Origin of the sequence: Bacillus sp. C28GYM-DRY-1 (genome assembly GCF_030519405.1) — a bacterium.
Taxonomy (GTDB): domain Bacteria; phylum Bacillota; class Bacilli; order Bacillales; family Bacillaceae; genus Bacillus; species Bacillus spizizenii_A.
In genome coordinates this window covers 52,443-75,653 of the sequence record NZ_JAUMKF010000007.1, presented here as the reverse complement: position 1 = coordinate 75,653, position 23,211 = coordinate 52,443, and the positions used below count along the sequence as shown (strand labels likewise).

Below are 23,211 nucleotides of genomic sequence, written 5' to 3'. Positions count from 1 at the left end.
ATATGGGGGTGTTTTTTAGCTTTCATCAACCATCTTTCCCCAATCTATTGTTGTTTTTCTTTCACCATCTTTATAAAGAGAAAGAAGAGAATGAATACGATAAAGTAATTCATTGGATTCTTAAAGATACTCATATCGAGTGAGAGCTGTAATAAAATCCATAGGGCAAATATGGCTAGTATTGAAGGAATGATGATTTTGTACATTTCGATCACCTTCTATCGTTAGTAAAAATGAGGGAGTGACCCTCTTTTAAAAGCAAGATGCAGCAGCCCCTGTCATTGCACCGCCAACAGCGCCAGTAATTGCACCAACGGCACCAGCACCTACAGTTCCAATGCCGGGTATCGTGACTGTTCCTACAGCAGCGCCAGCAAGACCCAGAGTACCTCCACCAGTTATCGCACCACCGCCAGTACCTAGAATACATTTTCCAACCGATTGGGTTCTGACTGTACCGGTGGTTTGTCCAGATTCTTGGCTTACTAGTTTGACCAGAACGCCATGATCGATTTTTTCGTATTGTAGTGTAACAGGATCACCATTTTTGTCAGTTGAGTTTTTAGGGAGAACTTGCTCTTCGCCCGCTACGTGATCTTTTAGTGTAGCATTTCCATCAGCGTCAATATGAATATCTGCATGATCGAACGTCATCTTCAGCACACTATCGTTGAGGTTTTCAACTTTATATGTAGCTTGGGATTCTGCGGCATCTGCAGCATTAGGTAAAACCGGGAGGGCTAAGGCACCTACTAGGAATACCAAGGCTGCAAGTTTTACTTTGGTTAGCTTTATTATGTGCGTAATTATCTTCCTCCTTTGGTTGCCATACTAACAGAGACGTTTCGCCTGTTAAACCCTTTATTAAGAAATGACTGAAATTTCACCATATCGAACTACCCATATTTGCATTTCCACTTCAAAAGTTATAGATAATTGAAGAGGTTTTTCATTCTAATATCATCACTAATATCTTTCTAGTTACGAAAACCAAATTTTTTCTATTTAAATATTGGTAAATGAGCTTTGTTGTCCTATTACATAGGCAAAGGGTTGTTAAAGTAAAACAGTTTCACAACAAAAAACTATTCGCCTGCACCACAAACTGTGACTGCTCATAATGATAAGAGATTTTCGAGAAATCAAACGGCTGCCCATTTGTCAGATGAAAAATACTCTCTATATAAAGCTTGGGCAGTCCTGCCTCTAACCCCAAGTACTCCGCTTCTTCCTCATTTAGCTGGCCCACGTGAAGAAACAAATCAGAAAAGCCAATCTTCAGTCCCAATCCTTCCCGGATGTAATGAAAGATTGAGTGAGACACAATTTCCTTGTTCAAATACGTCACGATGGATTTGTTGTAATAGGATTCTTCGAAGCATAGGGTTTGTCCGTTGATATAGCGGACCCTTTTGACATAGTAGACGTCTTCATCAAGTCTGATGTTGAGGTTTTCTGCCGCTTCCGGAGTCGGTTTCCTCACGTCTAGTTCAATGACCTTTGAGGTGACATTGAAATCCTCGAGGTCTTTTTTAAATCCTTGATTCGACAGGAGGCTGATGTAGCCTTTTCGTTTATGCTTTCTGACGAAGATGCCGCTTCCTCTGAGCTGAAAGATCGCGCCTTTTTGCTCTAATAGATCTAGGGACTTTGTGATTGTGCTTTTGCTGACTTCAAACTGGGCCATGAGGGTTTCTAGCACTGGCAGTTTGTCTCCCTGCTTCAGCTGGTGTTCTTCTATATATGTTTCAATTTTCGCTGCGATTTGCTGGTACTTTAACATACGCATTCCTCATTTATTCGTTTAGTTTCACTTGCCAAAATTATAGCATAAACCGCTTACAATGATAGTTAGTGTCAAAATATTTTGTTAGGGTATTGATAAATTATACCGGTACAATTATAATGAAAGCGCAACCAAAACAAAGGGGTGGGTGAAAATGTCGGGGAAAGTGAGAGATTATACGAGACTAGCGAAAGACATTTTGGAGGCCGTAGGCGGGGAAGAGAATGTGATTGGAGCTTCTCGCTGCGCGACCAGGCTTCGGTTGGTGCTAAAGCGGTCTAACCCTAAAGCGAAGGATATCGTGAAGTCGATGCCCGGCGTCATTACGGTGGTGGAGAACAGCGGCCAATTCCAGATTGTCATTGGACAGCATGTTGGGGAAGTCTTCGAGGAATTTTCAAAGCGGGTCAATATTGATCTTTCCGGCGTACAGAGTGAGAATAAAGGAACGTTGTTGAACCGGATCATTGCGACGATGTCAGCGGTGTTTGCGCCGTTTGTCTACATTCTGGCCGCTGCTGGTATTTTGCAAGGCGCATTAATTATTATTAACTTATTGTTTTCCGGTTTTGAGAAAACAGGAGTTTATCAGGTTTTTAGTTTCATCTCTTGGGCACCGTTTACGTTTTTGCCTATTTTTATCGCGATTACGGCATCAAAGCATTTTAAGACCAACACGTATATCGCTGTAGCATGCTGTGCCGCGTTAGTCAGTCCGACATGGGCGGAGATGGCAGCTCAAATCGCAGATGGAAAGAGCATTTCTTTCTTAGGGATTGCTTTATCACAAACGACATACACGTCTTCCGTGCTGCCGCCATTATTTTTAGTGTGGATCCTGTCTTATGTTGAACGATTCTTACATAAGAGAATGAACGAAGTGGTCAGACCGTTATTTGTTCCGTTTCTATGTATGGTCATCATGGTGCCGTTAACGATAGTCCTCATAGGCCCTGTGACAACATTAGGCGCAAACGGAATTGCAAACGGTTACAACTTCTTGGCGGAAAACGTGCCGGCATTGGCTGGAGCGATCATCGGCGCATTCTGGCAGGTCATTGTCATCTTTGGTGTACACTGGGGCATCACACCGATGGTATTGGCAAACTTTGATTTATACGGCCGGGATTCATTCCAGGCGTATCAGACAATAGCGGTCGTTGCGCAGGTTGGTGCCGTGCTTGGTGTCATCCTGAAAGCGCGAAACAAGGAAACGAGAAAAGTCAGCGTTTCGGCTGGCGTCACAGGATTGTTTGGCATTACAGAGCCGGCGATCTATGGTGTGACCTTAAGATTTAAGAAGCCGTTTATCTTTGGCTGTATATCCGGAGCGGTTGGCGCAGTCGTAGCAAGCTTTTTTCAGCCGTATTACTTTGCCTATGCGGGACTTCCGGGACCTCTGACGATCGTGAATGGCATCAATGAACAATTCCCGACATCCATTTGGGGCATTTTATTCGGTGCTGCGATTGCGGTGATTCTCCCTGTTGTACTGATTCAGATCTTTGGCTACGGTGAAGATACTGCTGCACAGACGGGAAAGACCAAGCTTCAAGCGGAACAGGCGAATGAAGAGACAGTATATGCCCCATTTAGCGGCAAGGTCATTCCGCTTTCTAAGGTGCCTGATGAGGTATTCAGTTCAGGCGCAATGGGACAAGGCTTGGCGATTGAGCCATCTGATAATAAACTGTTTGCCCCGTTTGACGGGACCGTCGTCATGGTGGCGCCTACAAAGCATGCGATCGGCCTTCGTTCGGTGTCTGGCGTCGAATTGCTTATGCACATCGGACTGGATACGGTGACATTAGACGGCACTCCTTTTGCCTTGAAGGTGAAAGAAGGCGATATAGTCAAAAAAGGCGAAGTGCTTGTAGAATTTGATAAAGCTTTCATTGAAGAGAAAGGATTAACAACGATTACCCCAGTCATCATCACGAATTCACATGCGTATCAAGAAATTCTCATCGAGGATCTTGAAGAAAGTGCGTTAGACAAAAAATTATTTACAGTCGTAAGCTAAGGAGGAATGTAACATGGGAAACATGCCGAAGGATTTTTTATGGGGCGGCGCTTTAGCTGCCCATCAATTTGAAGGCGGATGGAATCAAGGCGGTAAAGGGCCGAGCGTCGTCGATGTCATGACAGCGGGGGCACACGGTGTGCCGAGAAAAATCACGGATACCATTGAAGAGAACGAGTTTTATCCGAACCATGAAGCCATTGATTTCTATCACAGATATAAGGAAGATATCGCGTTGTTTGCAGAATTGGGATTAAAATGCTTGCGGACATCCATCGGTTGGAGCCGGATTTTTCCGAAAGGCGATGAGGCCGAACCGAACGAAGCGGGGTTGCAGTTCTATGATGACGTGTTTGATGAATTGCTGAAGCATGGGATTGAGCCGGTCATTACGCTGTCTCACTTTGAAATGCCGTTGCACCTGGCCAGGGAATACGGCGGCTTTAGAAACCGGAAAGTCGTGGACTTCTTCGTCAACTTTGCAGAGGCTTGCTTCAACCGTTACAAAGATAAAGTGAAGTATTGGATGACATTTAACGAGATCAACAATCAAATGGACGTGAACAATCCGCTGTTCCTATGGACGAATTCAGGTGTTCTGGTTGGCGAAAACGAAAACGCCAAGGAAGTTATGTATCAAACGGCGCACCACGAGTTAGTAGCGAGTGCTTTAGCAGTGGCAAAAGGAAAGGACATCAACCCAGACTTCCAAATTGGGGCCATGGTGTCACACGTGCCGATTTATCCCTTCTCCTCCAATCCTGAAGATGTGATGCTGGCTGAAGAAGAAATGAGACAGCGGTATTTCTTCCCGGATGTGCAGGTTCGCGGGTACTATCCAAGCTACGCGTTGAAGGAATTTGAACGAGAAGGCTATCACATTACGTTCGAAGACGGCGATGATGAGATTTTAAGAAAAGGAACCGTTGATTATTTAGGCTTCAGCTATTATATGTCTACAACTGTGAAAAGCGATGTGGAAAATGATAATACGGGCGATATCGTCAATGGCGGATTGCCGAATGGTGTTGAAAATCCGTACATCACATCGAGTGACTGGGGTTGGGCAATTGATCCAACTGGGCTGAGATATACATTAAACCGTTTTTATGATCGGTACCAAATCCCGTTATTCATCGTTGAAAACGGCTTTGGTGCGGTGGATACGCTGGAGGATGACGGCAAGATCCATGATCCGGAACGAATTCAATATTTGAAATCACATATTAAAGCATTGGAAAAAGCGGTTACTTACGATGGTGTAGATTTGATAGGCTATACGCCGTGGGGGATTATTGATATCGTCTCCTTTACAACAGGAGAAATGAAAAAACGCTACGGCATGATCTATGTGGATCGTGATAATGAAGGAAACGGATCTATGAAACGATATAAGAAGGATTCATTTGAGTGGTACAGGAACGTCATTCAAACGAACGGCGAGGAATTATAAGCTGCTGGCCCGAATCGAGTACTTTTACTGAAGTGCTTGGTTCGGGTTTTTTGGTGTGATGTGAACTGACATCTATTGGCGGGAATAGATTACCAATGCTAATTGCTATGTTATGATTTCACCTGCAAGATGCTTTTTTGTATAATTTAATATTAGAATGGTAGATAGGGAGAGAGTTTGTGAGTAAAAAGGGATGAAAGCGGGTATCCGGCTGTAGATTTAAAATCATGAAAGAGTTCCCTAAGCAAATCTCCTGACAAATTTGGCGAGAAAGGGGCAATACCACATTGAAAAATATTTTAATAAGGGCTGGCATATCACCATTTGATACATTTAATGCAGCTGAAATGATTGTTCGCAACTCCATTGGCGGCAACGTAGGAAACTTAGTATATGCCTACAGTGTGTTTCGCACGCTGATGACAGAAGGAACGACGATTACTCCAGATTATTATCGGATTAATCCGGAAGATGCTGAACAAATTAATAAAACATATGATATGTATATTATTCCGCTGGCAGATGCATTCCGCGAGGATTTTGTACCTTCTTTACGGAAATATACCCAATTAATTAAGAAGCTAACCATTCCGGTTGTTGTAATTGGAGTTGGTTTGCGGGCTCCGTTTGAACCAAAATTAAATGAAGGTTTTTCTTTTGATGAGGATGTAAAGGCGTTTGTGAGTGCCGTGCTGGAGAGATCAAATATGATCGGTGTCCGCGGTGAAATTACAGCGAAATACCTTTCAAGATTAGGATTCCGTGAAGGCATTGACCATACGGTGATTGGCTGTCCTTCTATGTATGCGTTTGGCAGAGAACTGAAGATAAGAGAAACCAATATCACAACAGAATCAATGGTGACGGTTAACTCATCAAGGCTGTCTCCTAAGCATGTACTGGACTTCATTACGAGAAGCATGAAAGAGTTCCCAAACCATTACTTTATCCCGCAATGGCGAAAAGAGATGATTTTGACGTATGCAGGTGCGCCTGCGATAGCGAAGCCTGCTGATAATTATCCGGTCAGCATGGAAGACCCAGCTTATCACAATGATAGAGTCCGTTTCTTTTTAAATGTGCCGACATGGCTGGATTTTCTGAGACAAGCTGATTTAAGCTTTGGCGCAAGGCTCCATGGGAATATCGCAGCAACGATTGCTGGAACACCGAGCCTTTTGCTTCCGAAAGACGCAAGAATGCGGGAATTAGCTGAGTACCACCAGTTAACGCATGTCATGGCAAATGAGATAACCGATCAGACAAAACTGTCAGAATTAATTGAAACACTTGATTTTCATCAGCCTGAGAAACGGCAAGCGCAAAACTTTGACCATTTCATCAGCTTCCTGAATCAAAATCAATTGGATCATATTTATCAAGAGAAAGCGATTCCTGATACCGTTCCTTTTGACGAAAAACTATCTAATACGAAGCTTCTTCCGCCTGTAACTACAGTTAGCGGCTGCAGTTCCACAGAAACAGCGAAACGCTGGGAAGCGCTTATGGCATTAGAAAATGCCAAAAAGGAAAAAACCATTAAAGATCTGAAAAAAAAGGTCAAAAAGTATCAGGGCACTTTAAATAGGAAATCAGTGCGTATCGCTTTAAAAACAGCAAATATGCTGAGTGTGAAGTAACCATTTACTAATATTACAACTATATTACAAGTGTATAAAACATGCAATATTTTTGGAATAAAAAAGAAAGCCGCAATGCTGCCAATCTGGCAATATTGCGGCTTTCTAATATCAGTTACGGATAAGGTAATCAAACGCGCCGAGGGCGGCAGTTGCACCTGATCCCATCGAAATAATAATTTGATTGTACGCACTGTCTGTGCAGTCGCCGGCAGCAAATAAGCCCGGGACGCTTGTTGCGCCGTGTTTGTCGACGATGATTTCGCCGATGCGGTTGCGTTCAACCGTTCCGTCTAACCATTCTGTGTTTGGCACGAGACCAATTTGGACGAATACACCTTGGAGTTCAACGTGTTTTTCTTCGCCTGTTTCGCGGTCTACGTATGTGATGCCGTTAACGCTCTGATCGCCTGTGATTTCTTTTGTTTGTGCATTTTTCACGACAGTGACGTTTGGCAGGCTGTAGAGACGTTTTTGCAGGACTTCGTCTGCTTTCAGTTCTGGCGCGAACTCTAGCACAGTAACGTGATTGACAATACCTGCAAGGTCAATCGCTGCTTCGATTCCAGAGTTTCCGCCGCCGATAACCGCTACGTCTTTGCCTTCAAACAATGGCCCATCACAGTGTGGGCAGTATGCGACACCTTTGTTTTTGAACTCTTGTTCACCAGGTACGTTGACATTGCGCCAGCGGGCACCTGTTGAAAGGATCACTGTTTTACTTTTCAGGACAGCGCCGTTTTCAAGTTCAAGTTCAAACAGATCTTTCTTCTCAAGGCGTTTTGCGCGCTGAAGGTTCATGACGTCAATATCATATTCCTTCACGTGCTCTTCAAGACTTGCAGCAAGCTTCGGACCTTCCGTCGCTTTGACGCTGATGAAGTTTTCGATGCTCATTGTGTCGAGAACCTGTCCGCCGAAGCGCTCAGCGACAACACCAGTGCGGATGCCTTTACGCGCAGTGTAGATGGCTGCACTTGCGCCAGCAGGTCCGCCTCCGACAACAAGAACGTCAAACGGCTCTTTGTCAGCAAACTCAGATGCATCTGCGCCGCTGCCCAATTTCGCAAGAATTTCTTCAAGCGTCATACGGCCGCTTCCGAAGGATTCGCCATTCAGGTAAACGGTCGGCACTGCCATGATGTTTTTGCTTTCAACTTCTGATTTGTATGCTGCACCGTCGATCATCGTGTGCGTAATGTTCGGGTTCAGCACGCTCATCATGTTTAAAGCTTGTACAACGTCAGGACAGTTGTGGCATGTCAGGCTGATATAAGATTCAAAGTGGTATTCACCGCTGATCTTTTTCACCTGATCAATGACTTTTTGGTCTACCTTAGGCGGTCTGCCGCTCACTTGGAGCAATGCCAAGACTAATGATGTGAATTCGTGGCCCAGAGGGATACCGGCGAATGTAACGCCAGTGTCTTCTCCGACACGATTGACACTGAAGCTTGGCGTTCTGTTTAATTCAGTTTTTTCGACTGAAATTTTTGATGACATGGAAGCCAGCTCATCAACGAGAGCCAGCATGTCCTTAGAAGTGTCATCTTCGCCTGCGCTAACTTTGAGAACAATATCATTCTCAATTAGCTGCATGTATTGATTTAATTGTGCTTTGATATTTGCATCAAGTACCAATGGAATGCACTCCTTAGATTTTACCTACTAGATCAAGGCTAGGTGTAAGAGTTTCGCCGCCTTCTTCCCATTTAGCCGGGCAAACTTCACCTGGGTTTTGACGAACGTATTGTGCTGCTTTTACTTTGCTAATCAGGTTGCTTGCGTCACGGCCAATTCCGCCTGCATTGATTTCTACAGTTTGGATGACGCCATCTGGATCGATGATGAATGTTCCGCGGTCAGCAAGACCAGTTTCTTCGTCAAGAACATCGAAGTTGCGAGAGATCGTTTGAGATGGGTCACCAATCATTGCGTAAGTGATTTTGCCGATTTTTTCAGAGCTGTCATGCCAGCCTTTATGTACGAAGTGAGTATCTGTAGAGATAGAGTATACTTCAACACCTAATTCTTTAAGTGCAGCGTATTGTTCTTGAAGATCTTCAAGCTCAGTCGGGCATACGAAAGAGAAATCTGCTGGATAGAAGCAGAATACGCTCCATTGGCCTTTCAAATCTTCGTTTGTTACATCGATGAATTCACCGTTTTTGAATGCTTTTGCTTCAAATGGAAGTACTTCTTTACCGATTAAAGACATAATGTATATTCCTCCTAAAAATGTATTAGAAAGCATATTCGCTTTCAATAATAATTCTAAATATATATGAATTATTAATTAATATATATTTTTTGTCAAGCCAAAACCCATTAATAACTTACATTTTTTCGTCTTGTGTTAGGTATGATAGGAAAGATTTAGGCATTTCTTTTATAGAAGATAAGAATGTTAAAATGGGCTGATTCTCAATTAGACAAGGTTTTCAGCGGCTTTATCCATCAGAAGATCAGGCTTGTTAGAGCATTTGAACATTTTATGACAGAGTGAGCAAGGGGTGAATCGTTTAATCATTTCTCTCAATAAAAAAGCTGAGTAGAACGGAACAGTAAGCATGCTGTCACATGAATATTTTGGGGATTGTTTCTAGCTATTATTGTATCACTGTTTATGATATTTATAACATTGCTTATGTCTCTAGCTGTTTGGATCATTGTGATAGTACTGGTTCTCTTTCAGAATAAGAAGAAATCAAAAAACACGGTTCAGTTGAACTGACCGTGTTTTTTTGATGGCTGTTATTCAGACCAATTCGTATGGAAAACGCCGTCCATATCTGTCCGTTCGTACGTATGGGCGCCGAAGTAATCGCGCTGCGCCTGCAATAGGTTTGCATTGGAACGCCCTGTGCGATAGCCGTCGTAATAAGAGAGCGCTGTGGTTAAGCATGGGAATGAGATTCCTGTGCTGATGCCCTCACAAACGACTTTTCGCAGGCCTGTTTGATAGGCTTGGAGCTTATCTGTGAAATATGGCGCGATCAGAAGGTTTGCCAGATTTGGCTGCTCGCTGAATGCTTCGCTGATCACATTCAGGAAGTCTGCGCGAATGATGCAGCCGCCTCGGAAAATCAAAGCGATGTCTTTGAGCGGCAGGTTCCATCCGTAAAGCTCAGAAGACATTTTATATTGGGCAAAGCCTTGTGCGTAGGCGCATACTTTTCCCATATAAAGAGCCTGTCTGACGTATTCAATCCAAGTGTCTTTATCAAAGTGTTTTTCTTCGGCTTCCGGGCCTGCTAACACGTCTTGAGCTGCCACCCGTTCTTCTTTTAAGGATGACAAGTAGCGGGCGAACAAGGACTCTGTGATGATTGTGGACGGGATGCCGTTATCAATCGCCTGCATGCTCGTCCATTTCCCGGTGCCTTTTTGGCCTGTTTTATCAAGGATGACATCGATCAGAGGCTGTCCTGTTTTTTCGTCTTTCTTGCGTAAAATCTCAGCTGTAATCTCTATAAGATAGCTTTTCAGCTCACCTTGATTCCATGTTTCAAAAATAGATGCAATTTCATCAAGCGGCAGACGAAGCGTTTCTCTCAGAAATGTATAGGCTTCTGCAATTAGCTGCATGTCGGCATACTCAATGCCGTTGTGCACCATTTTTGTAAAGTGCCCTGCCCCTTTGGGACCGATGTAAACACAGCACGGATCATCTCCGACCTGAGCTGCGATTTTGGTCAGGATAGGAGCGACTTTCTCATAGACATCGCGATCCCCGCCCGGCATGATGGATGGCCCTGTTAATGCGCCAACTTCCCCGCCGGAAATGCCGACTCCCAGGTAACCGATGCCTTTTTCTTTCAGCTCGTCATATCTTCTTTCTGTGTCCTCATAATGGGAGTTTCCTCCGTCCATGATGACGTCGCCTTCTTCAAGTAAAGGCATTAATGATTGGATGACGGAATCTACGGGTTTTCCCGCTGTGACCATCAAAAAGATTTTTCTTGGTTTCTCTAACGATTGAACAAAATCCTCAAGCTCGTAATATGGGCTGAGAGCTTGTCCATCAAGCTTTTGGACAAGCTGGTCCGTTAGATCTCTGGTGTAATTATAGACGGCGACGTTTTCACCTTTGTTTGCCATGTTTAAGGCGATATTGCTTCCCATTACGCCTAAGCCTATGACACCAATCGTATTGAACATGTGTTACAGCTCCTTCATCAATTTCATACAACTAAACTTAACAATAATATGAATCCCAGTCCAGCAACGGAAATAATCGTTTCCAGCAACGTCCATGTGGCAAATGTTTCTTTCATGCTTAATCCGAAGTATTCCTTAAACATCCAGAAGCCGGCGTCATTGACGTGTGAAGCGATGACACTTCCTGCGCCTGTTGCTAGCACGACTAATGCCAGGTTGACATCAGAATGTCCCAATAACGGAATGACGAGCCCTGTTGTGCTTAGCGCGGCAACGGTGGCTGATCCTAAAGAAATGCGCAGGATCGCCGCAATGAGCCATGCTAAGACGATTGGCGATAATGCAGTACCTTTGAATAAGTCTGCTACGTAATCGCCGACACCGCCGTTGATCAGCACTTGTTTGAAGGCGCCGCCTCCTCCGATGATCAGAAGCATCATGCCGATTTGTGAAATGGCTGTTGAACAAGAGTCCATCAGGGTTTTGACTGGAATGTTGCGTTTGATGCCCATTGTATAGACTGCAACTAATAACGAAATAATCATAGCAGTCGATGCGTTTCCAATCAATCGGATAAAAGCTAAAACTCCGTTATCCGCAAATCCAATTGTTTCTTGAAGCAGATCAATAATCGTCGCGACCGACATGATGATAATTGGAAGCATTGCAGTAAAGACGCTGATTCCAAAGCCAGGTGTTTCTTCAAGCTTGAACGTTTTTTGTGTACCGAGTGACGCAATATTGCCGTTTTTCGCAAATGAGGCAGGAACGATTTTTTTCGCAAGCTTTGTAAACAAAGGGCCTGCAATGAGCACTGTTGGAACAGCAACGATAAAGCCGTACAGCAGCACTTCCCCAATGTTTGCGCCGTACTCACCGGCAATTGCTGTAGGTCCCGGATGCGGCGGCAGGAACCCGTGCGTGACGGACAGCGCTGCGACCATCGAAATCCCGAGATATAAAATAGAAATCTTCAATTCTCTTGAAATCGCAAATACAATCGGAATTAATAGAACCAATCCTACTTCAAAAAATAATGCAATACCAATAATGAATGAGGCAATGACAACGGCCCATTGAATGTGTTTCTCGCCGAATTTATTGACGAGTGTCATCGCGATGCGCTGTGCCCCTCCTGAATCGGCGATCAGCTTGCCCAGCATCGCACCAAGTCCGAAGATGAGCGCGATGTGGCCAAGAGTTCCCCCTATTCCTGCTTCAATAGAGCTGACAACTTTATCGAACGGCATCCCGAGTGCCAATGCCACGCCGAACGATACGACCAGTAAGGAAATAAATGTGTTTAATTTTAAGCCCATTATCAAAAGCAGTAATGCTAAAATCCCAATTGCAACGATAATTAATGGCATGGTAATGCCCTCCCCTTCATGTCATGGACTAGTTGTGTGTGATTAAGCCTCTCTGATAATCCGCAATCTGTGTATATTGATTCTCTAATGATCTTGAGAGATTAATAAAAATCGGTATTAATTTTCTGTATTCTTTGGCTGAGTCTTCAATCGGCGTATGTCTGTGCATACTGCCGACCATTTCAGACACGGCATCGAATGAATCAATTTTCCCTGTCGCATACAGGCCTAAAATGCAGGCGCCAAGACATGAGCTTTCGTAGCTTTCCGGAACGACAACCTCTGATTCGAAGATATCTGACATCATTTGGCGCCAAACCTCCGACCTTGCAAATCCCCCTGTCGCCTGGATGCGGGTAACCGGTCCTTCCATGCATTCTGTTAACGCCAGGAACACTGTGTACAGATTGTAAATGACGCCCTCTAATGACGCCCTTATCATATGCTCTTTCTTATGCGACATGGTCAGGCCAAAAAATGAGCCGCGTACATCCGGATTCCACAACGGAGCGCGTTCTCCGGCGAGGTACGGGTGGAACAGCAGGCCGTCAGAACCAGGTCTGACACGCTCGGCGATTTTCGTCAGCACATCATATGGATCAATGCCCAACCGTGTCGCTGTCTCGATTTCGGAAGAGGCAAACTCGTCTCTGATCCAGCGAAGGACGATGCCCCCATTGTTTACCGGCCCGCCAATGACCCAATGCTTGTCCGTTAAGGCGTAGCAGAATATCCGTCCCTTTTCATCGGTTTGCGGCTGGTCAATAATCGTGCGGATGGCACCGCTTGTCCCGATGGTGACAGCGATCTCGCCCTTTTTAATGGCGTTGACGCCGAGATTAGACAGTACGCCGTCGCTTGCGCCGATGACAAAAGGTGTTTCCGGATCGATTCCCATCTGTATCGCTAATTCCGGGCTGCAGTGCTGAAAGATCTCGGTTGTCGGCACGAGTTTGGATAAGTGATCCTGCGTGATGCCTGCGATACGCAGTGCCTCTTCGTCCCAATCCAAGTTTTTCAGGTTCATCATGCCTGTTGCAGATGCCAATGAGTAATCAATGACATACTCATTGAACAGCTGTTTAAAAATGTACTCTTTGATGCCAATATATTTTTTTGCTTTGGAAGCGATTTCTTTTCGTTCGTTCGTGATCCAGGCAATTTTGCTTAACGGTGACATCGGATGGATCGGTGTTCCTGTCCGTTTGTACACCTCATGCCCGTTCCATTCATCTTTGATCTTATGCGCCCAGCTTTCGCTCCGGTTGTCGGCCCATGTGATGCAAGGCGTCAGCGGCTGGTCCTTTTCATCGATTGCGATGACGCTGTGCATGGCGCTGCTGAACGAAATGAATGAGATCTGTTTTTCAGGATGCTGTTTTGTAATTCTCGCTGTTGTTTGGATGACTGCCTGAAAAATCTCTTCCGGGTTTTGTTCAGCTGTTGAAATGTCCGGTGTATAGAGCGGATAGCCGATGCTTTCTTTCTGTACTACGTCTCCATTTTCACTGAACAACACAGCTTTTGTGCTTGTCGTGCCGATATCGATTCCTAACATATAACTAGTCATTGTTGTCTTCAGCTCCTTTTGCCAGCATTTGTTGTGAGAGCCACAGGTCTTCTACCTTTTCTTGCACATCATCAAAATTTTGGTGAAGGGACTGAATCATCAGCGCCCTATCCTTTGTTTTAATGGCCTGTATATAAAGCTCATGGTTATCTAAAATCCTTGTGAAGTCTTCATATTTTTCCTTTAATCGTGCCCGCATTGATAAAAGAATAAAGCTTTCCATTACGGGTTTTAGATTGTTCCAGATCATGTGAATGTATGAATGATCGATAGCCTGGATAATCGTTTCATGAAACAGCACATCTTGAAATGAAAATTCGTCAGCATCCTCGTATTTGATGGAGACTTTCATCATTTCAAGGATTTTGCTGAGATCCTTGACTAATGGGTCAGGGTCAATTTTGACAAGCCGTTCAAAGACGAAAGTTTCTAATAGTAAACGTACATCATAAATTTCTGCGATTTCCTTTTCAGTTAACCCAATAACAACCGCTCCCATTCGTTCTAAGCGGATGATTTTTTCAGATGCGAGTATTTTGAACGCTTCGCGAACCGGTGAACGGCTTACTGAAAACTCGGCGGCGATCGTATTTTCTGATAAAATGGTACCGCTTTCAATCATGCCTGAAATGATTCGCATTCTCAGCTCGTATGCGACACGAACACCGGTTGACGCTTTTGAGAGCCATTTTGCTGGATACAACAGGTTCTTGGAGTCTATCATACACTCACCTTCCTCACTCAAGGAGTATACTTGTATACAAGTATGATAACGTGAATGTTTCGTTTATGCAAACACTTTCATTTCTAGTTTTTAATTTAATTTTTACCATAAATGATGGTATGTATTCCCAGTGTTGGTGTGGTACATTGTAGATAAATAGGTTACGTGAATCATGATTGAAAGAGGCGATTTGGATGAAAATCATCATTGCACCTGATTCTTTTAAGGAAAGCTTATCAGCTCTGGAGGCCGCAGACGCGATAGAAAGAGGATTCAAAACAGTTTTTCCGGGTGCTGATTACAGAAAATTGCCGATGGCGGACGGCGGCGAGGGTACGGTTCAGTCTCTGATTGATGCCACAAACGGATGGATCAAAGAACGGGTTGTTACGGGTCCGCTAGGGGAATCGGTGAAGGCGTTTTTTGGCATGATGGGAGATGGGAAAACAGCTGTGATTGAAATGGCTGCCGCCTCAGGGCTGCATCTGGTGCCCGTTGATAAACGAAATCCGCTCGTCACCACAACAAGGGGAACGGGAGAATTAATCGGAGCGGCTCTTGATGCGGGCGCAGAGCGTTTGATCATCGGGATCGGCGGAAGCGCCACGAACGACGGAGGGGCCGGGCTGATTCAAGCATTGGGCGGAAGGCTTCTTGATGACTCGGGCCGTGAGATCGGGCCCGGGGGCGGCGCGTTATCTCAGCTCGCATCAATAGATGTAAGGGGGCTTGATTCCAGACTGCAAAGTGTCAAACTGGAGGTCGCTTGTGATGTGGACAATCCGTTAACAGGGCCACGAGGAGCTTCGGCTGTTTTCGGGCCGCAAAAAGGCGCGACAGCCGACATGGTGGATGCGCTGGATCAGAACTTGGTCCATTTCGCGGATATGGCAGAAAAAGCGCTCGGAACAGCCTGCAGAGAAACAGAGGGCGCCGGGGCAGCGGGCGGTCTGGGGTGGAGTCTGTTGGCTTTTCTTCATGCTGATCTGAAAAGAGGCGTTGATATTGTCCTTGAAGCGGTTGATTTTGAAAATGAAGTTCAAGATGCAGACCTTGTGATTACTGGTGAGGGGCGGATTGACAGCCAAACGATTTACGGAAAAACGCCGATCGGTGTGGCCAAAGCGGCAAAATCATATGATGTGCCTGTCATTGGCATTGCTGGATCAATATCACGAGACAGTGATGCCGTCTATCAACACGGAATCGATGCGCTCTTCAGCATCGTTCCCGGACCTATGCCTCTAAAAGACGCATGTGAACATGCCGCGGAATATATGGAAAGAACGGCGCGGGACATTGCAGCGTCTATCAAGTTGGCGAAAACGATGTTTCTAATATAGCGCGCACACGCCAATGCATAGCCAGCCTCCTTTTTGGGTAGATACAGGTAACCACACAATGAGGCATTCATCCCAGAAGGAGGACGACGACATGACTGTACAAGAAATCAAAGGCAAAAAACTCGTAAAAGGCATTGCGCCAAATGTGGAGCCAGAAGCCCTGTTAAATGATAAACGAAAAGTATTTTTGTTTGGTTCCCCGAGTTACACAAACATTGGTGACCAAGCGATAGCGTATGCGGAAGAGAAATTTATCAAAAACCATTTTCCTTACTATGAATACATTGAGATTATGGATTATGCAACAGATGAGGGCATTGAACTGGTGAAGGAGATCATCCGTGAAGACGATATTGTCTGCTTTACAGGCGGAGGGAATTTAGGAAACCTCTATCTCGATATTGAGGAAGACAGAAGAAAGGTCTTCGCGGCGTTTAAAGACTACAAATCGATTTCTCTGCCGCAATCCGTTTATTTTGAAGATACCGAGGACGGAAATAAAGAAAAGAAAAAAACACAGGATGCGTACCATCAAAATCCAAACTTAACGATTGCTGCGCGTGAGACCCAGACACTGGATGTTGTAAAAAAAACCTTCAACTCCAATGTGATCTTTACACCGGACATGGTGCTTTCCTTGGATATTGTGCCGAGAGAGCTCGAGCGGGACGGCGTTCTCTTTATTTTAAGAGCGGATAAGGAGAAAGTGACCGATGAAGATTTTATTTCACACATGAGGAAATGGGCAGAAAAAACAACTTATACGGAGCGTACTGATACGGTGCTGGATACGGTCGACACGATTGATTACGCCGATCGTGAAAAGCATTTTATGGAAATGCTTGACCGCATCGGCTCCAGTAAATTGGTGATTACCGACCGCCTTCACGCCATGATTTTCTCGATTATCACCAAAACACCTTGCCTTGTCTTTGGAAACAGCTATGGCAAAGCCAAACATTCATACCGGGATTGGCTTGAAAGCTTAAACTTCATTGAATATACAGATAAGAATGATGTTGAGGAGCTGGAGCGCATGATTGACCGCCTGCTTCAAGTAGAACCGAATGACGTTGATTTATCTAAGGACTTTCAGCCGCTGATTGATTTTTTTGCTTCTTAAACGAAAAAGACTGCCCTCCCCCGGGGCAGTCTTTCTTTCTTAAACATGAAACAGCCAGACGACGAGCGGGCCGATGAATGAGCCAAGCACCGCACAAAGCGTCATTGAGACGGAACTCATGGATACGGCGAGTTCCCCATATTCCAATGCTTTGGAGGTGCCCAGTGCATGGGAGGCGCTGCCTAATGCGATGCCTTGGCCAAGTGAGCTGCGTATGCGAGACCATTTTAGGACCAGCGGCCCGAGGATGGCGCCTGAGAAGCCGGCAATCATGACAAATACGACCGTCATAGAAGGAACACCGCCAAGACCGGCGGCGATCTGAATAGCGACAGGGGTTGTGATCGACTTTGGCAGAATGGATAATAAGAGATCATGATCAATCCCGAAGGCTTCTGCGAAAATCAGCCCGCTGATCATTCCCATGCATAATCCGACCAGGACGCCGCCTAGGATGGGAACACAATGTTTTACAATGATATGCCATTGTTTATAAAGCGGATAGGCTAGCGCTACAACAGCGGGCCCAAGCAAAGAATTGATCCATTTCCCCCCGATCATATAGCCTTCATACGAAACATGGAACATAACCAAAACCGCGACAATCAATATTGTCGTTGTCAGAACTGGGATCAGAAATGGAAGCGGGAATCGCTTATAAAGCTTGCCCATCGCTAAGTAAGCGGCAACTGTTAAAAGAATTATAATGATTGCGATACTTGCTTGCTGCATTTCTCTTTCTCCTCACGTTTTTTTGTTTTTTTCTCTAATAGCTGGCTGGCGAATCCAGCCGCAATGATCGTAACGATGGTGCTCAGAACGATTGTAATCAGCAGGATCAGGCCATTGAATGAAATGAGGGACGGGTATTTCATCACTCCTGTTATTGCCGGGATGAACAACAAAGGAAGAAAGGACAATAAAAAACCTGCTCCGTCTTGAATAATGGAGACGGGAACAATACGAAGGCCTAAACAGATCAGCAGCAATACCAATCCGACTATGCTTCCTGACACCGGTAAATGAAACAGATGCTGAATGGCTTCCCCGATCATAAAAAATACATATAATATCAACACTTGCAACATAATTCGAATGACTTTCACATCAAGTGCTGCTCTCTAAATCGAACAGCTTCCTCCTTTCTGGTGACTGGCTTCTAGGATGGTTCTGAGGAATCGCTTTACTTTCTTGTTATATAATTGTACTATACAAGTAAAATAATAAATTGATCATATAACGACTTGTATGTATTCAGGAAATATACATTTGTATTATACAAGTATATATGGTGTTGTCAATGTCGGAAATTGGAATGGGGAGCGAGAACGATTGCAAAAACAACACCCAGTTGAATTAATTGAATATGAGCTGACGACTTTTATCAGGAGAGCCGTTTATCTGGAACAATCTGAGAAAAGAACAGGGAATTTGGAGAGATCTTCGTACTTATTGCTGAGACAATTGGATGAGTTTGGGCCTGCTCGTGTAAAGGAATTGGCAGAATCGTTTAAGCTCGATATTTCCACTCTTTCAAGACAAGCAGCTGCATTAGAGGCGAAGGAGCTCATCTATCGCTTATCAGACCCTTCCGATGGGAGAGTCAGCCTGTTTACCATTACAAAACTCGGCAAACAACTATTAAAAGCCGATCAGCAAAAGCGCCTTGAACGTTATGAACAGATGCTGAAAGAATGGTCAACAAAGGAAAAAGAGATGTTCGGCGAGCTCCTGCAGCGTATGAACAAGGCTTTTATCGATTAACAGCTGAAAAACCCATGGTTCGCTGGAACAGCATGGGTTTTTCTTATGGTCAGAGATTACCTGCATCGTTTGGCGGCAGCCCAAGCCACTAGTCCTGCAACAACAGCCGCCGATACAATGGGGCGCTTCGTCGCTTTCGTGTAGTAGCTTCTTGACCTCATCCATCCTTTATTTGTGCCTCTGTCATGCATACCGCAGCCCGCATCATAAAGAGCGCTTTCTTCTCGCGGTTTGGACGGTCTTTGGCATGCTGGCTGTGGTACATGATTTTCTCCATCAGTCTGTCGGTCAGCCGGGGGAAAAGAGCGCCCAGCATGGCGATGGCTTTTGCCTGTGAGCCGACGTACATGTCACGCTTCGGGTGTTCGGCGGCAAACAGGATGGCTTCGGCGACTGCTTCCAGAGGATAGATGAAGGAGCGATAATGAGCCGGCTGTTTGTCTAGGCAGCTGTGCGCGTGTTCGTTGTAAGGTGTGTCAATTCTGCCTTGATGAATGAGCGTAACCGAGACGGGCGCCTGTTCCTTTTCAAGCTCCATCCGGATGCTTTCCGTCCAGCCGTGAAGCGCAAATTTGGCTGACGCATATGTGGATTGAATGACAGTTCCCCTGTCGCCAAACAGGCTGCCTATATTGATTAGTGCGTCCGGCATGCCTCTGCTGGTGTAGTGTTTGACGGCCGCTCTTGTTCCGTAAACAGGCCCCAGAAGTTTGCGTCAAACATGCGCTTCATGTCTTCAACGGTGACGTCCATAGCGTGTCCGAAGATCGAGACGGCGGCATTCTTGACCCATGTGTCAAAGCGGCCAAATGTGCTGATTGCGGTTTCTGCGATGCGGTTGACGTCTTCTTCTTTTCCGACATCCGCTCTGACCCATATGGCGTCGTGCCCTTTATCCTTTAGTTCATCAGCGAGTTCCTTCAACGCATCTTCATTTCGCGCTGCTGCGACGACCTTTGCGCCTTGTTCAGCTGCCATTCGTGCCGTGACAAGGCCGATCCCGCTTGTAGCGCCGGTAATGACGATCACTTGATCCTTGAGTTGTTTCAGTTTGAGCTTCGTTTTCATGCCCGACTTCTGTTGTTCAAGCTTTTCTGTATTCGTGACTGAATAATCGTTTGTCATTGAAATCCCTAGACGCTGTTTTTCTACATTTACCCCATCCGGGAGGGTCTTACCCATTTTGACAATCACAGGGTTCTTTTTTATATTATATAAGTCGCTCTACCATACCTAGGAGGGAATGTTTTAATGACTAGCAGAGGAGATTCACGTGAAAAAATCCTTCACACGGCGTCACGTCTGTTCCAGCTGCAAGGATATCACGCGACGGGTTTGAACCAGATTGTGAAAGAAAGCGGTGCTCCGAAGGGATCGCTTTATCACTTTTTTCCGAAGGGCAAAGAAGAATTAGCAATAGAAGCGGTTACATACACAGGGAAATTGATTGAACATCTGATACAGCAAAGCATGGATGAATTCTCTGATCCAATAGAAGCGATTCAGCAATTTATCAAAAAAACAGCCAGCCAATTTGACAACACAGAAAGCATTAAAGGGATTCCAGTCGGTTTGCTGGCGAGTGAGACAGCATTAATCAGTGAACCGCTGCGGACGGTTTGTATGAAGGTGTTTAAAAGCTGGGAAGCGGTTTTTGCCAAAAAATTAGTGGAAAATGGTTTTGCAGAAGAAGAAGCAAATCAGCTTGGAATGCTGATCAATTCGATGATTGAGGGCGGGATCATGCTTTCGTTAACGAATAAAGACAAAATGCCTCTTCTTCTCATTGCCGAACAAATTCCAGTGCTGGTGAGAAAAAAAGGGTAGCAATTTGTTATCCTTTCTCCTACAATTATATAGAACGGTCTAGTCAGATAGATGAAAGTATACTGACTGGTCTACATTGGAGGAACGATATATGAAAACATTATGTGAAAATGCATTACCTAAAGAAAAAATGCCTTATTTGCTCCGCAGCGGAGAAGGCGAGCGCTATTTGTTCGGCAGACAGGTTGCCACGGTGATGGCGAATGGAAAGAGCACCGGCGATCTGTTTGAGATCGTGCTGCTTGCCGGGGGAAAAGGAGATGCCTTTCCGCTTCACGTCCACAAGGACACACATGAAGGGATTCTCGTTTTGGACGGGAAGCTTGAGCTGACGCTTGACGGGAAACGCTATTTATTAATATCAGGGGACTATGCGAACATTCCGGCCGGAACACCACACAGCTACCGGATGCAGAGCCATAGAACAAGACTGGTGTCTTACACGATGAAAGGAAATGTGGCCCACATGTATTCCGTTATTGGGAATCCATATGATCACGCTGTACATCCTCCGCACGCAAGCGAAGAGGTGTCAAACGAGCAATTTGCAGAAGCAGCTACAGTAGCTGACATTACATTTCTGGACGAAGAAAAGGCTGCCGGTGTGCCAACATTAGCGGAACTGGCAGAGCTTCCGGATGGACCGGTTCCATACGTGCTTGAGTCTGGAGAAGGCGACCGTTTATTGACCGGAGACCAGCTTCACCGCATTGTGGCTGCACAAAAAAATACAGACGGCCAGTTTATCGTCGTCGTATCGGACGGCCCTAAAGGCGAGCGAATCGTTGATCACTACCATGAACATCATACAGAAACATTTTATTGCCTTGAGGGGCAGATGACGATGTGGGCCAATTGCCAAGAAATCCAGCTGAATCCTGGAGATTTTCTGCATGTTCCTGCGAATACTGTTCACTCCTATCGTCTGGATTCCCATTATACAAAAATGGTGGGCGTATTGGTTCCAGGCTTATTTGAACCGTTTTTCCGGACGTTAGGTGAGCCGTATGAAGGCCATATCTTCCCAAGTGAGCCTCAGGCTCTTCGCTTTGATCGGGTTTTGCAGAATATCGAAGCATTAGATTTAAAGGTGATGAAACCGTAAAGATGACAAGATTGTAAGGTTTCCATGCCTGCCTGACACCTAAATCGATGTTTCTGCGCTCCTTTTTTTCATACCCTTAAGGTACAGAAAAAAGGAGCGTGATGGCTATGTCTTCATTGCAGCCGACTTTGGCAAATGAGCGGATCGGCGTGCTTGATGTGCTAAGAGGAATGGCGATTTTCGGCATCTTGTTTGTCAATCTGGCACATTTCAGTTATCCGGATATGTATTTGTCTATGCTTGGAAAAGAGAACTTTTTTACAGAAAAGTGGTCTGAAGCAGATTTTGCAGCAGCAGCCATCATAACATTCTTCATCCAAACAAAATGTATTTTATTGTTTTCTTTTTTATTTGGATTTGGCATGGTTGTCATGATGGAGAGAGCAGCAAGCAGAGGAAAACGGTTTGTTCCGCTATATGTGAGAAGGCTAACGGCGCTTCTCTTGTTTGGAACGATTCATGCCTTTTTGATTTGGGACGGGGATATTTTAATGGAATACGCCCTGCTTGGCTTTGTCCTGCTCTTATTTCGAAAAGCAAAGCCAAAAACCCTGCTGATATGGGCTGTTTCTTTGTATCTTTTGTTTTGTATTCCGTTTATTTTGACCAGCTTTTATCAATCAAACGGACAGGAATGGGCACAAGCGGTAACTCAGCAGGCAAAGCAAGCACTCCATGTTTACGGAAGCGGCAGCTTGAAGGACATTGCGGAACAGCGGATACACGATCGTCTTGTTTACATGTCTTCGAATGGCATGCTTACGTATAACCCGCTCACCTTCTTCTTTGCATCCATTCCTTACTTCAGCATGTTTTTGCTGGGAGCTGCGGCGGCAAAGGCACGATATTTGCACGACCCTGGAAAGCATCGCAAAGGATTGAGAAGGGTGTGGATGGCGGGGCTAGTCATCGGCCTCAGCGCCCAAGTGTTGTACAGTGTTATGGATAGGGAAGTATTTTTGCTGATTGGCGCGCCTTTTCTTATGTTTTTCTATGTCACAACGGTTGTCTATCTGTATCACAAAACAAGAGTGAAAACAGTGCTGCAATCCTTCTCCGCTGTTGGACGGATGGCATTTACCAATTATCTGATGCAGTCTATCGTGTGTACGTGGATTTTCTATCATTACGGCTTGGGGTTATACGGGAAAGTGTATCCTGCTGCCGGCGTGCTCATCACGATTGCTATTTGTGCCGTTCAAATGGTTTTCAGCCATCTTTGGCTTCGGGTATTCCGGATGGGGCCGTTTGAGTGGCTGTGGAGGAGCGCTACGTATTTGGCGTGGCAGCCTATTGAAAAGAAAACAAAAGTCTAGATGCCT

Annotated in this window: 20 protein-coding genes and 1 pseudogene; 9 read left to right on the top strand and 12 right to left on the bottom strand. The window is 45.1% G+C overall.

The window, feature by feature from the left end; genetic code table 11:
• Window positions 1-44: 44 nt before the first annotated feature.
• From Q3W56_RS08915 to Q3W56_RS08905, 3 genes are all read right to left on the bottom strand, one after another.
• Window positions 45-206: a hypothetical protein gene (locus Q3W56_RS08915; protein ID WP_268401285.1), complete on the bottom strand. Its 162-nt coding sequence runs from the start codon at window positions 204-206 to the stop codon at window positions 45-47.
• 46 nt (window positions 207-252) lie between these two features.
• Window positions 253-765 carry a hypothetical protein gene (locus Q3W56_RS08910; RefSeq protein ID WP_019716316.1) on the bottom strand — a complete coding sequence of 171 codons (513 nt, stop codon included), beginning with the start codon at window positions 763-765 and terminating at the stop codon, window positions 253-255.
• Window positions 766-1,072: 307 nt separating this feature from the next.
• Window positions 1,073-1,783 carry a GntR family transcriptional regulator gene (locus Q3W56_RS08905; protein WP_302895210.1) on the bottom strand — a complete coding sequence of 237 codons (711 nt, stop codon included), beginning with the start codon at window positions 1,781-1,783 and terminating at the stop codon, window positions 1,073-1,075.
• A 157-nt stretch (window positions 1,784-1,940) separates the two neighbouring features.
• Here Q3W56_RS08905 and Q3W56_RS08900 point away from each other — a divergent pair, with 157 nt between their 5' ends.
• The 3 genes from Q3W56_RS08900 (at window position 1,941) to Q3W56_RS08890 (ending at window position 6,902) form a co-directional block, all read left to right on the top strand.
• Window positions 1,941-3,809: a beta-glucoside-specific PTS transporter subunit IIABC gene (locus Q3W56_RS08900; protein ID WP_302895209.1), complete on the top strand. Its 1,869-nt coding sequence runs from the start codon at window positions 1,941-1,943 to the stop codon at window positions 3,807-3,809.
• A 13-nt stretch (window positions 3,810-3,822) separates the two neighbouring features.
• Complete coding sequence (gene bglA / locus Q3W56_RS08895; RefSeq protein ID WP_302895208.1) at window positions 3,823-5,262, top strand: 6-phospho-beta-glucosidase BglA; 1,440 nt, start codon at window positions 3,823-3,825, stop codon at window positions 5,260-5,262.
• Between the two features lie 287 nt (window positions 5,263-5,549).
• Window positions 5,550-6,902: a polysaccharide pyruvyl transferase family protein gene (locus Q3W56_RS08890; RefSeq protein WP_302895207.1), complete on the top strand. Its 1,353-nt coding sequence runs from the start codon at window positions 5,550-5,552 to the stop codon at window positions 6,900-6,902.
• Window positions 6,903-7,013: 111 nt separating this feature from the next.
• Here the strand turns inward: Q3W56_RS08890 and ahpF are convergent, their stop codons facing one another.
• The 6 genes from ahpF to gntR all read right to left on the bottom strand — a co-directional run bounded on the left by ahpF (window position 7,014) and on the right by gntR (window position 14,727).
• Window positions 7,014-8,543, bottom strand: coding sequence for an alkyl hydroperoxide reductase subunit F (ahpF, locus tag Q3W56_RS08885; protein ID WP_302895206.1), 1,530 nt, complete (start codon window positions 8,541-8,543; stop codon window positions 7,014-7,016).
• Between the two features lie 13 nt (window positions 8,544-8,556).
• Entirely contained in the window at window positions 8,557-9,120 is a 564-nt protein-coding gene (gene ahpC, locus Q3W56_RS08880) for an alkyl hydroperoxide reductase subunit C (RefSeq protein ID WP_019716311.1), read from the bottom strand.
• A gap of 536 nt (window positions 9,121-9,656) precedes the next feature.
• Window positions 9,657-11,063, bottom strand: coding sequence for a decarboxylating NADP(+)-dependent phosphogluconate dehydrogenase (gene gnd / locus Q3W56_RS08875; protein WP_302895205.1), 1,407 nt, complete (start codon window positions 11,061-11,063; stop codon window positions 9,657-9,659).
• A gap of 23 nt (window positions 11,064-11,086) precedes the next feature.
• Window positions 11,087-12,433 (bottom strand): gluconate permease GntP, encoded by a 1,347-nt coding sequence (gntP, locus tag Q3W56_RS08870; protein WP_019716309.1) that lies wholly within the window; start codon window positions 12,431-12,433, stop codon window positions 11,087-11,089.
• Window positions 12,434-12,461: 28 nt separating this feature from the next.
• Complete coding sequence (gntK, locus tag Q3W56_RS08865; RefSeq protein WP_302895204.1) at window positions 12,462-14,003, bottom strand: gluconokinase; 1,542 nt, start codon at window positions 14,001-14,003, stop codon at window positions 12,462-12,464.
• Window positions 13,996-14,727 carry a gluconate operon transcriptional repressor GntR gene (gene gntR / locus Q3W56_RS08860; protein WP_302895203.1) on the bottom strand — a complete coding sequence of 244 codons (732 nt, stop codon included), beginning with the start codon at window positions 14,725-14,727 and terminating at the stop codon, window positions 13,996-13,998. Before gntR ends, gntK begins: the two co-directional genes overlap by 8 nt.
• Window positions 14,728-14,921: 194 nt before the next feature.
• Here gntR and Q3W56_RS08855 point away from each other — a divergent pair, with 194 nt between their 5' ends.
• The gene (locus Q3W56_RS08855; protein WP_302895202.1) at window positions 14,922-16,070 is read left to right on the top strand and encodes a glycerate kinase; all 1,149 of its coding nucleotides are present in this window, start codon (window positions 14,922-14,924) and stop codon (window positions 16,068-16,070) included.
• Window positions 16,071-16,161: 91 nt separating this feature from the next.
• Window positions 16,162-17,193 carry a polysaccharide pyruvyl transferase family protein gene (locus tag Q3W56_RS08850; RefSeq protein WP_302895201.1) on the top strand — a complete coding sequence of 344 codons (1,032 nt, stop codon included), beginning with the start codon at window positions 16,162-16,164 and terminating at the stop codon, window positions 17,191-17,193.
• Window positions 17,194-17,232: 39 nt separating this feature from the next.
• On the opposite strand, the gene Q3W56_RS08845 is transcribed toward Q3W56_RS08850, so the two are convergent.
• The gene (locus Q3W56_RS08845) at window positions 17,233-17,925 is read right to left on the bottom strand and encodes an LrgB family protein (protein WP_302895200.1); all 693 of its coding nucleotides are present in this window, start codon (window positions 17,923-17,925) and stop codon (window positions 17,233-17,235) included.
• Window positions 17,895-18,299, bottom strand: a complete 405-nt coding sequence (locus Q3W56_RS08840) for a CidA/LrgA family holin-like protein (protein ID WP_302895199.1) — start codon at window positions 18,297-18,299, stop codon at window positions 17,895-17,897. Before Q3W56_RS08840 ends, Q3W56_RS08845 begins: the two co-directional genes overlap by 31 nt.
• A 226-nt stretch (window positions 18,300-18,525) precedes the next feature.
• Here Q3W56_RS08840 and Q3W56_RS08835 point away from each other — a divergent pair, with 226 nt between their 5' ends.
• Window positions 18,526-18,957: a MarR family winged helix-turn-helix transcriptional regulator gene (locus Q3W56_RS08835; protein WP_302895198.1), complete on the top strand. Its 432-nt coding sequence runs from the start codon at window positions 18,526-18,528 to the stop codon at window positions 18,955-18,957.
• Window positions 18,958-19,013: 56 nt separating this feature from the next.
• Here Q3W56_RS08835 and Q3W56_RS08830 read toward each other — a convergent pair.
• Window positions 19,014-20,082 (bottom strand): annotated as a pseudogene (locus Q3W56_RS08830) (SDR family oxidoreductase).
• 126 nt (window positions 20,083-20,208) lie between these two features.
• Between Q3W56_RS08830 and yxaF the strand changes: the two are divergent.
• From yxaF to Q3W56_RS08815, 3 genes are all read left to right on the top strand, one after another.
• Window positions 20,209-20,784, top strand: a complete 576-nt coding sequence (yxaF, locus tag Q3W56_RS08825; protein ID WP_302895197.1) for a transcriptional regulator YxaF — start codon at window positions 20,209-20,211, stop codon at window positions 20,782-20,784.
• Between the two features lie 91 nt (window positions 20,785-20,875).
• Complete coding sequence (locus tag Q3W56_RS08820; protein ID WP_302895196.1) at window positions 20,876-21,889, top strand: quercetin 2,3-dioxygenase; 1,014 nt, start codon at window positions 20,876-20,878, stop codon at window positions 21,887-21,889.
• A gap of 107 nt (window positions 21,890-21,996) precedes the next feature.
• Window positions 21,997-23,205, top strand: coding sequence for a DUF418 domain-containing protein (locus tag Q3W56_RS08815; RefSeq protein WP_302895195.1), 1,209 nt, complete (start codon window positions 21,997-21,999; stop codon window positions 23,203-23,205).
• Window positions 23,206-23,211 lie beyond the last annotated feature (6 nt).

Excerpts from the sequence above, each read along its gene's own strand:
- Q3W56_RS08820 (WP_302895196.1), top strand. The coding sequence starts at position 20,876 with ATGAAAACATTATGTGAAAATGCATTACCTAAAGAAAAAATGCCTTAT.
- Q3W56_RS08900 (WP_302895209.1), top strand. The coding sequence starts at position 1,941 with ATGTCGGGGAAAGTGAGAGATTATACGAGACTAGCGAAAGACATTTTG.
- gntR (WP_302895203.1), bottom strand. The coding sequence starts at position 14,727 with ATGATAGACTCCAAGAACCTGTTGTATCCAGCAAAATGGCTCTCAAAA.
- Q3W56_RS08905 (WP_302895210.1), bottom strand. The coding sequence starts at position 1,783 with ATGTTAAAGTACCAGCAAATCGCAGCGAAAATTGAAACATATATAGAA.
- bglA (WP_302895208.1), top strand. The coding sequence starts at position 3,823 with ATGGGAAACATGCCGAAGGATTTTTTATGGGGCGGCGCTTTAGCTGCC.
- gnd (WP_302895205.1), bottom strand. The coding sequence starts at position 11,063 with ATGTTCAATACGATTGGTGTCATAGGCTTAGGCGTAATGGGAAGCAAT.
- Q3W56_RS08845 (WP_302895200.1), bottom strand. The coding sequence starts at position 17,925 with ATGCAGCAAGCAAGTATCGCAATCATTATAATTCTTTTAACAGTTGCC.
- Q3W56_RS08815 (WP_302895195.1), top strand. The coding sequence starts at position 21,997 with ATGTCTTCATTGCAGCCGACTTTGGCAAATGAGCGGATCGGCGTGCTT.
- Q3W56_RS08850 (WP_302895201.1), top strand. The coding sequence starts at position 16,162 with ATGACTGTACAAGAAATCAAAGGCAAAAAACTCGTAAAAGGCATTGCG.
- yxaF (WP_302895197.1), top strand. The coding sequence starts at position 20,209 with ATGACTAGCAGAGGAGATTCACGTGAAAAAATCCTTCACACGGCGTCA.
- Q3W56_RS08855 (WP_302895202.1), top strand. The coding sequence starts at position 14,922 with ATGAAAATCATCATTGCACCTGATTCTTTTAAGGAAAGCTTATCAGCT.
- ahpC (WP_019716311.1), bottom strand. The coding sequence starts at position 9,120 with ATGTCTTTAATCGGTAAAGAAGTACTTCCATTTGAAGCAAAAGCATTC.
- gntP (WP_019716309.1), bottom strand. The coding sequence starts at position 12,433 with ATGCCATTAATTATCGTTGCAATTGGGATTTTAGCATTACTGCTTTTG.
- Q3W56_RS08915 (WP_268401285.1), bottom strand. The coding sequence starts at position 206 with ATGTACAAAATCATCATTCCTTCAATACTAGCCATATTTGCCCTATGG.
- gntK (WP_302895204.1), bottom strand. The coding sequence starts at position 14,003 with ATGACTAGTTATATGTTAGGAATCGATATCGGCACGACAAGCACAAAA.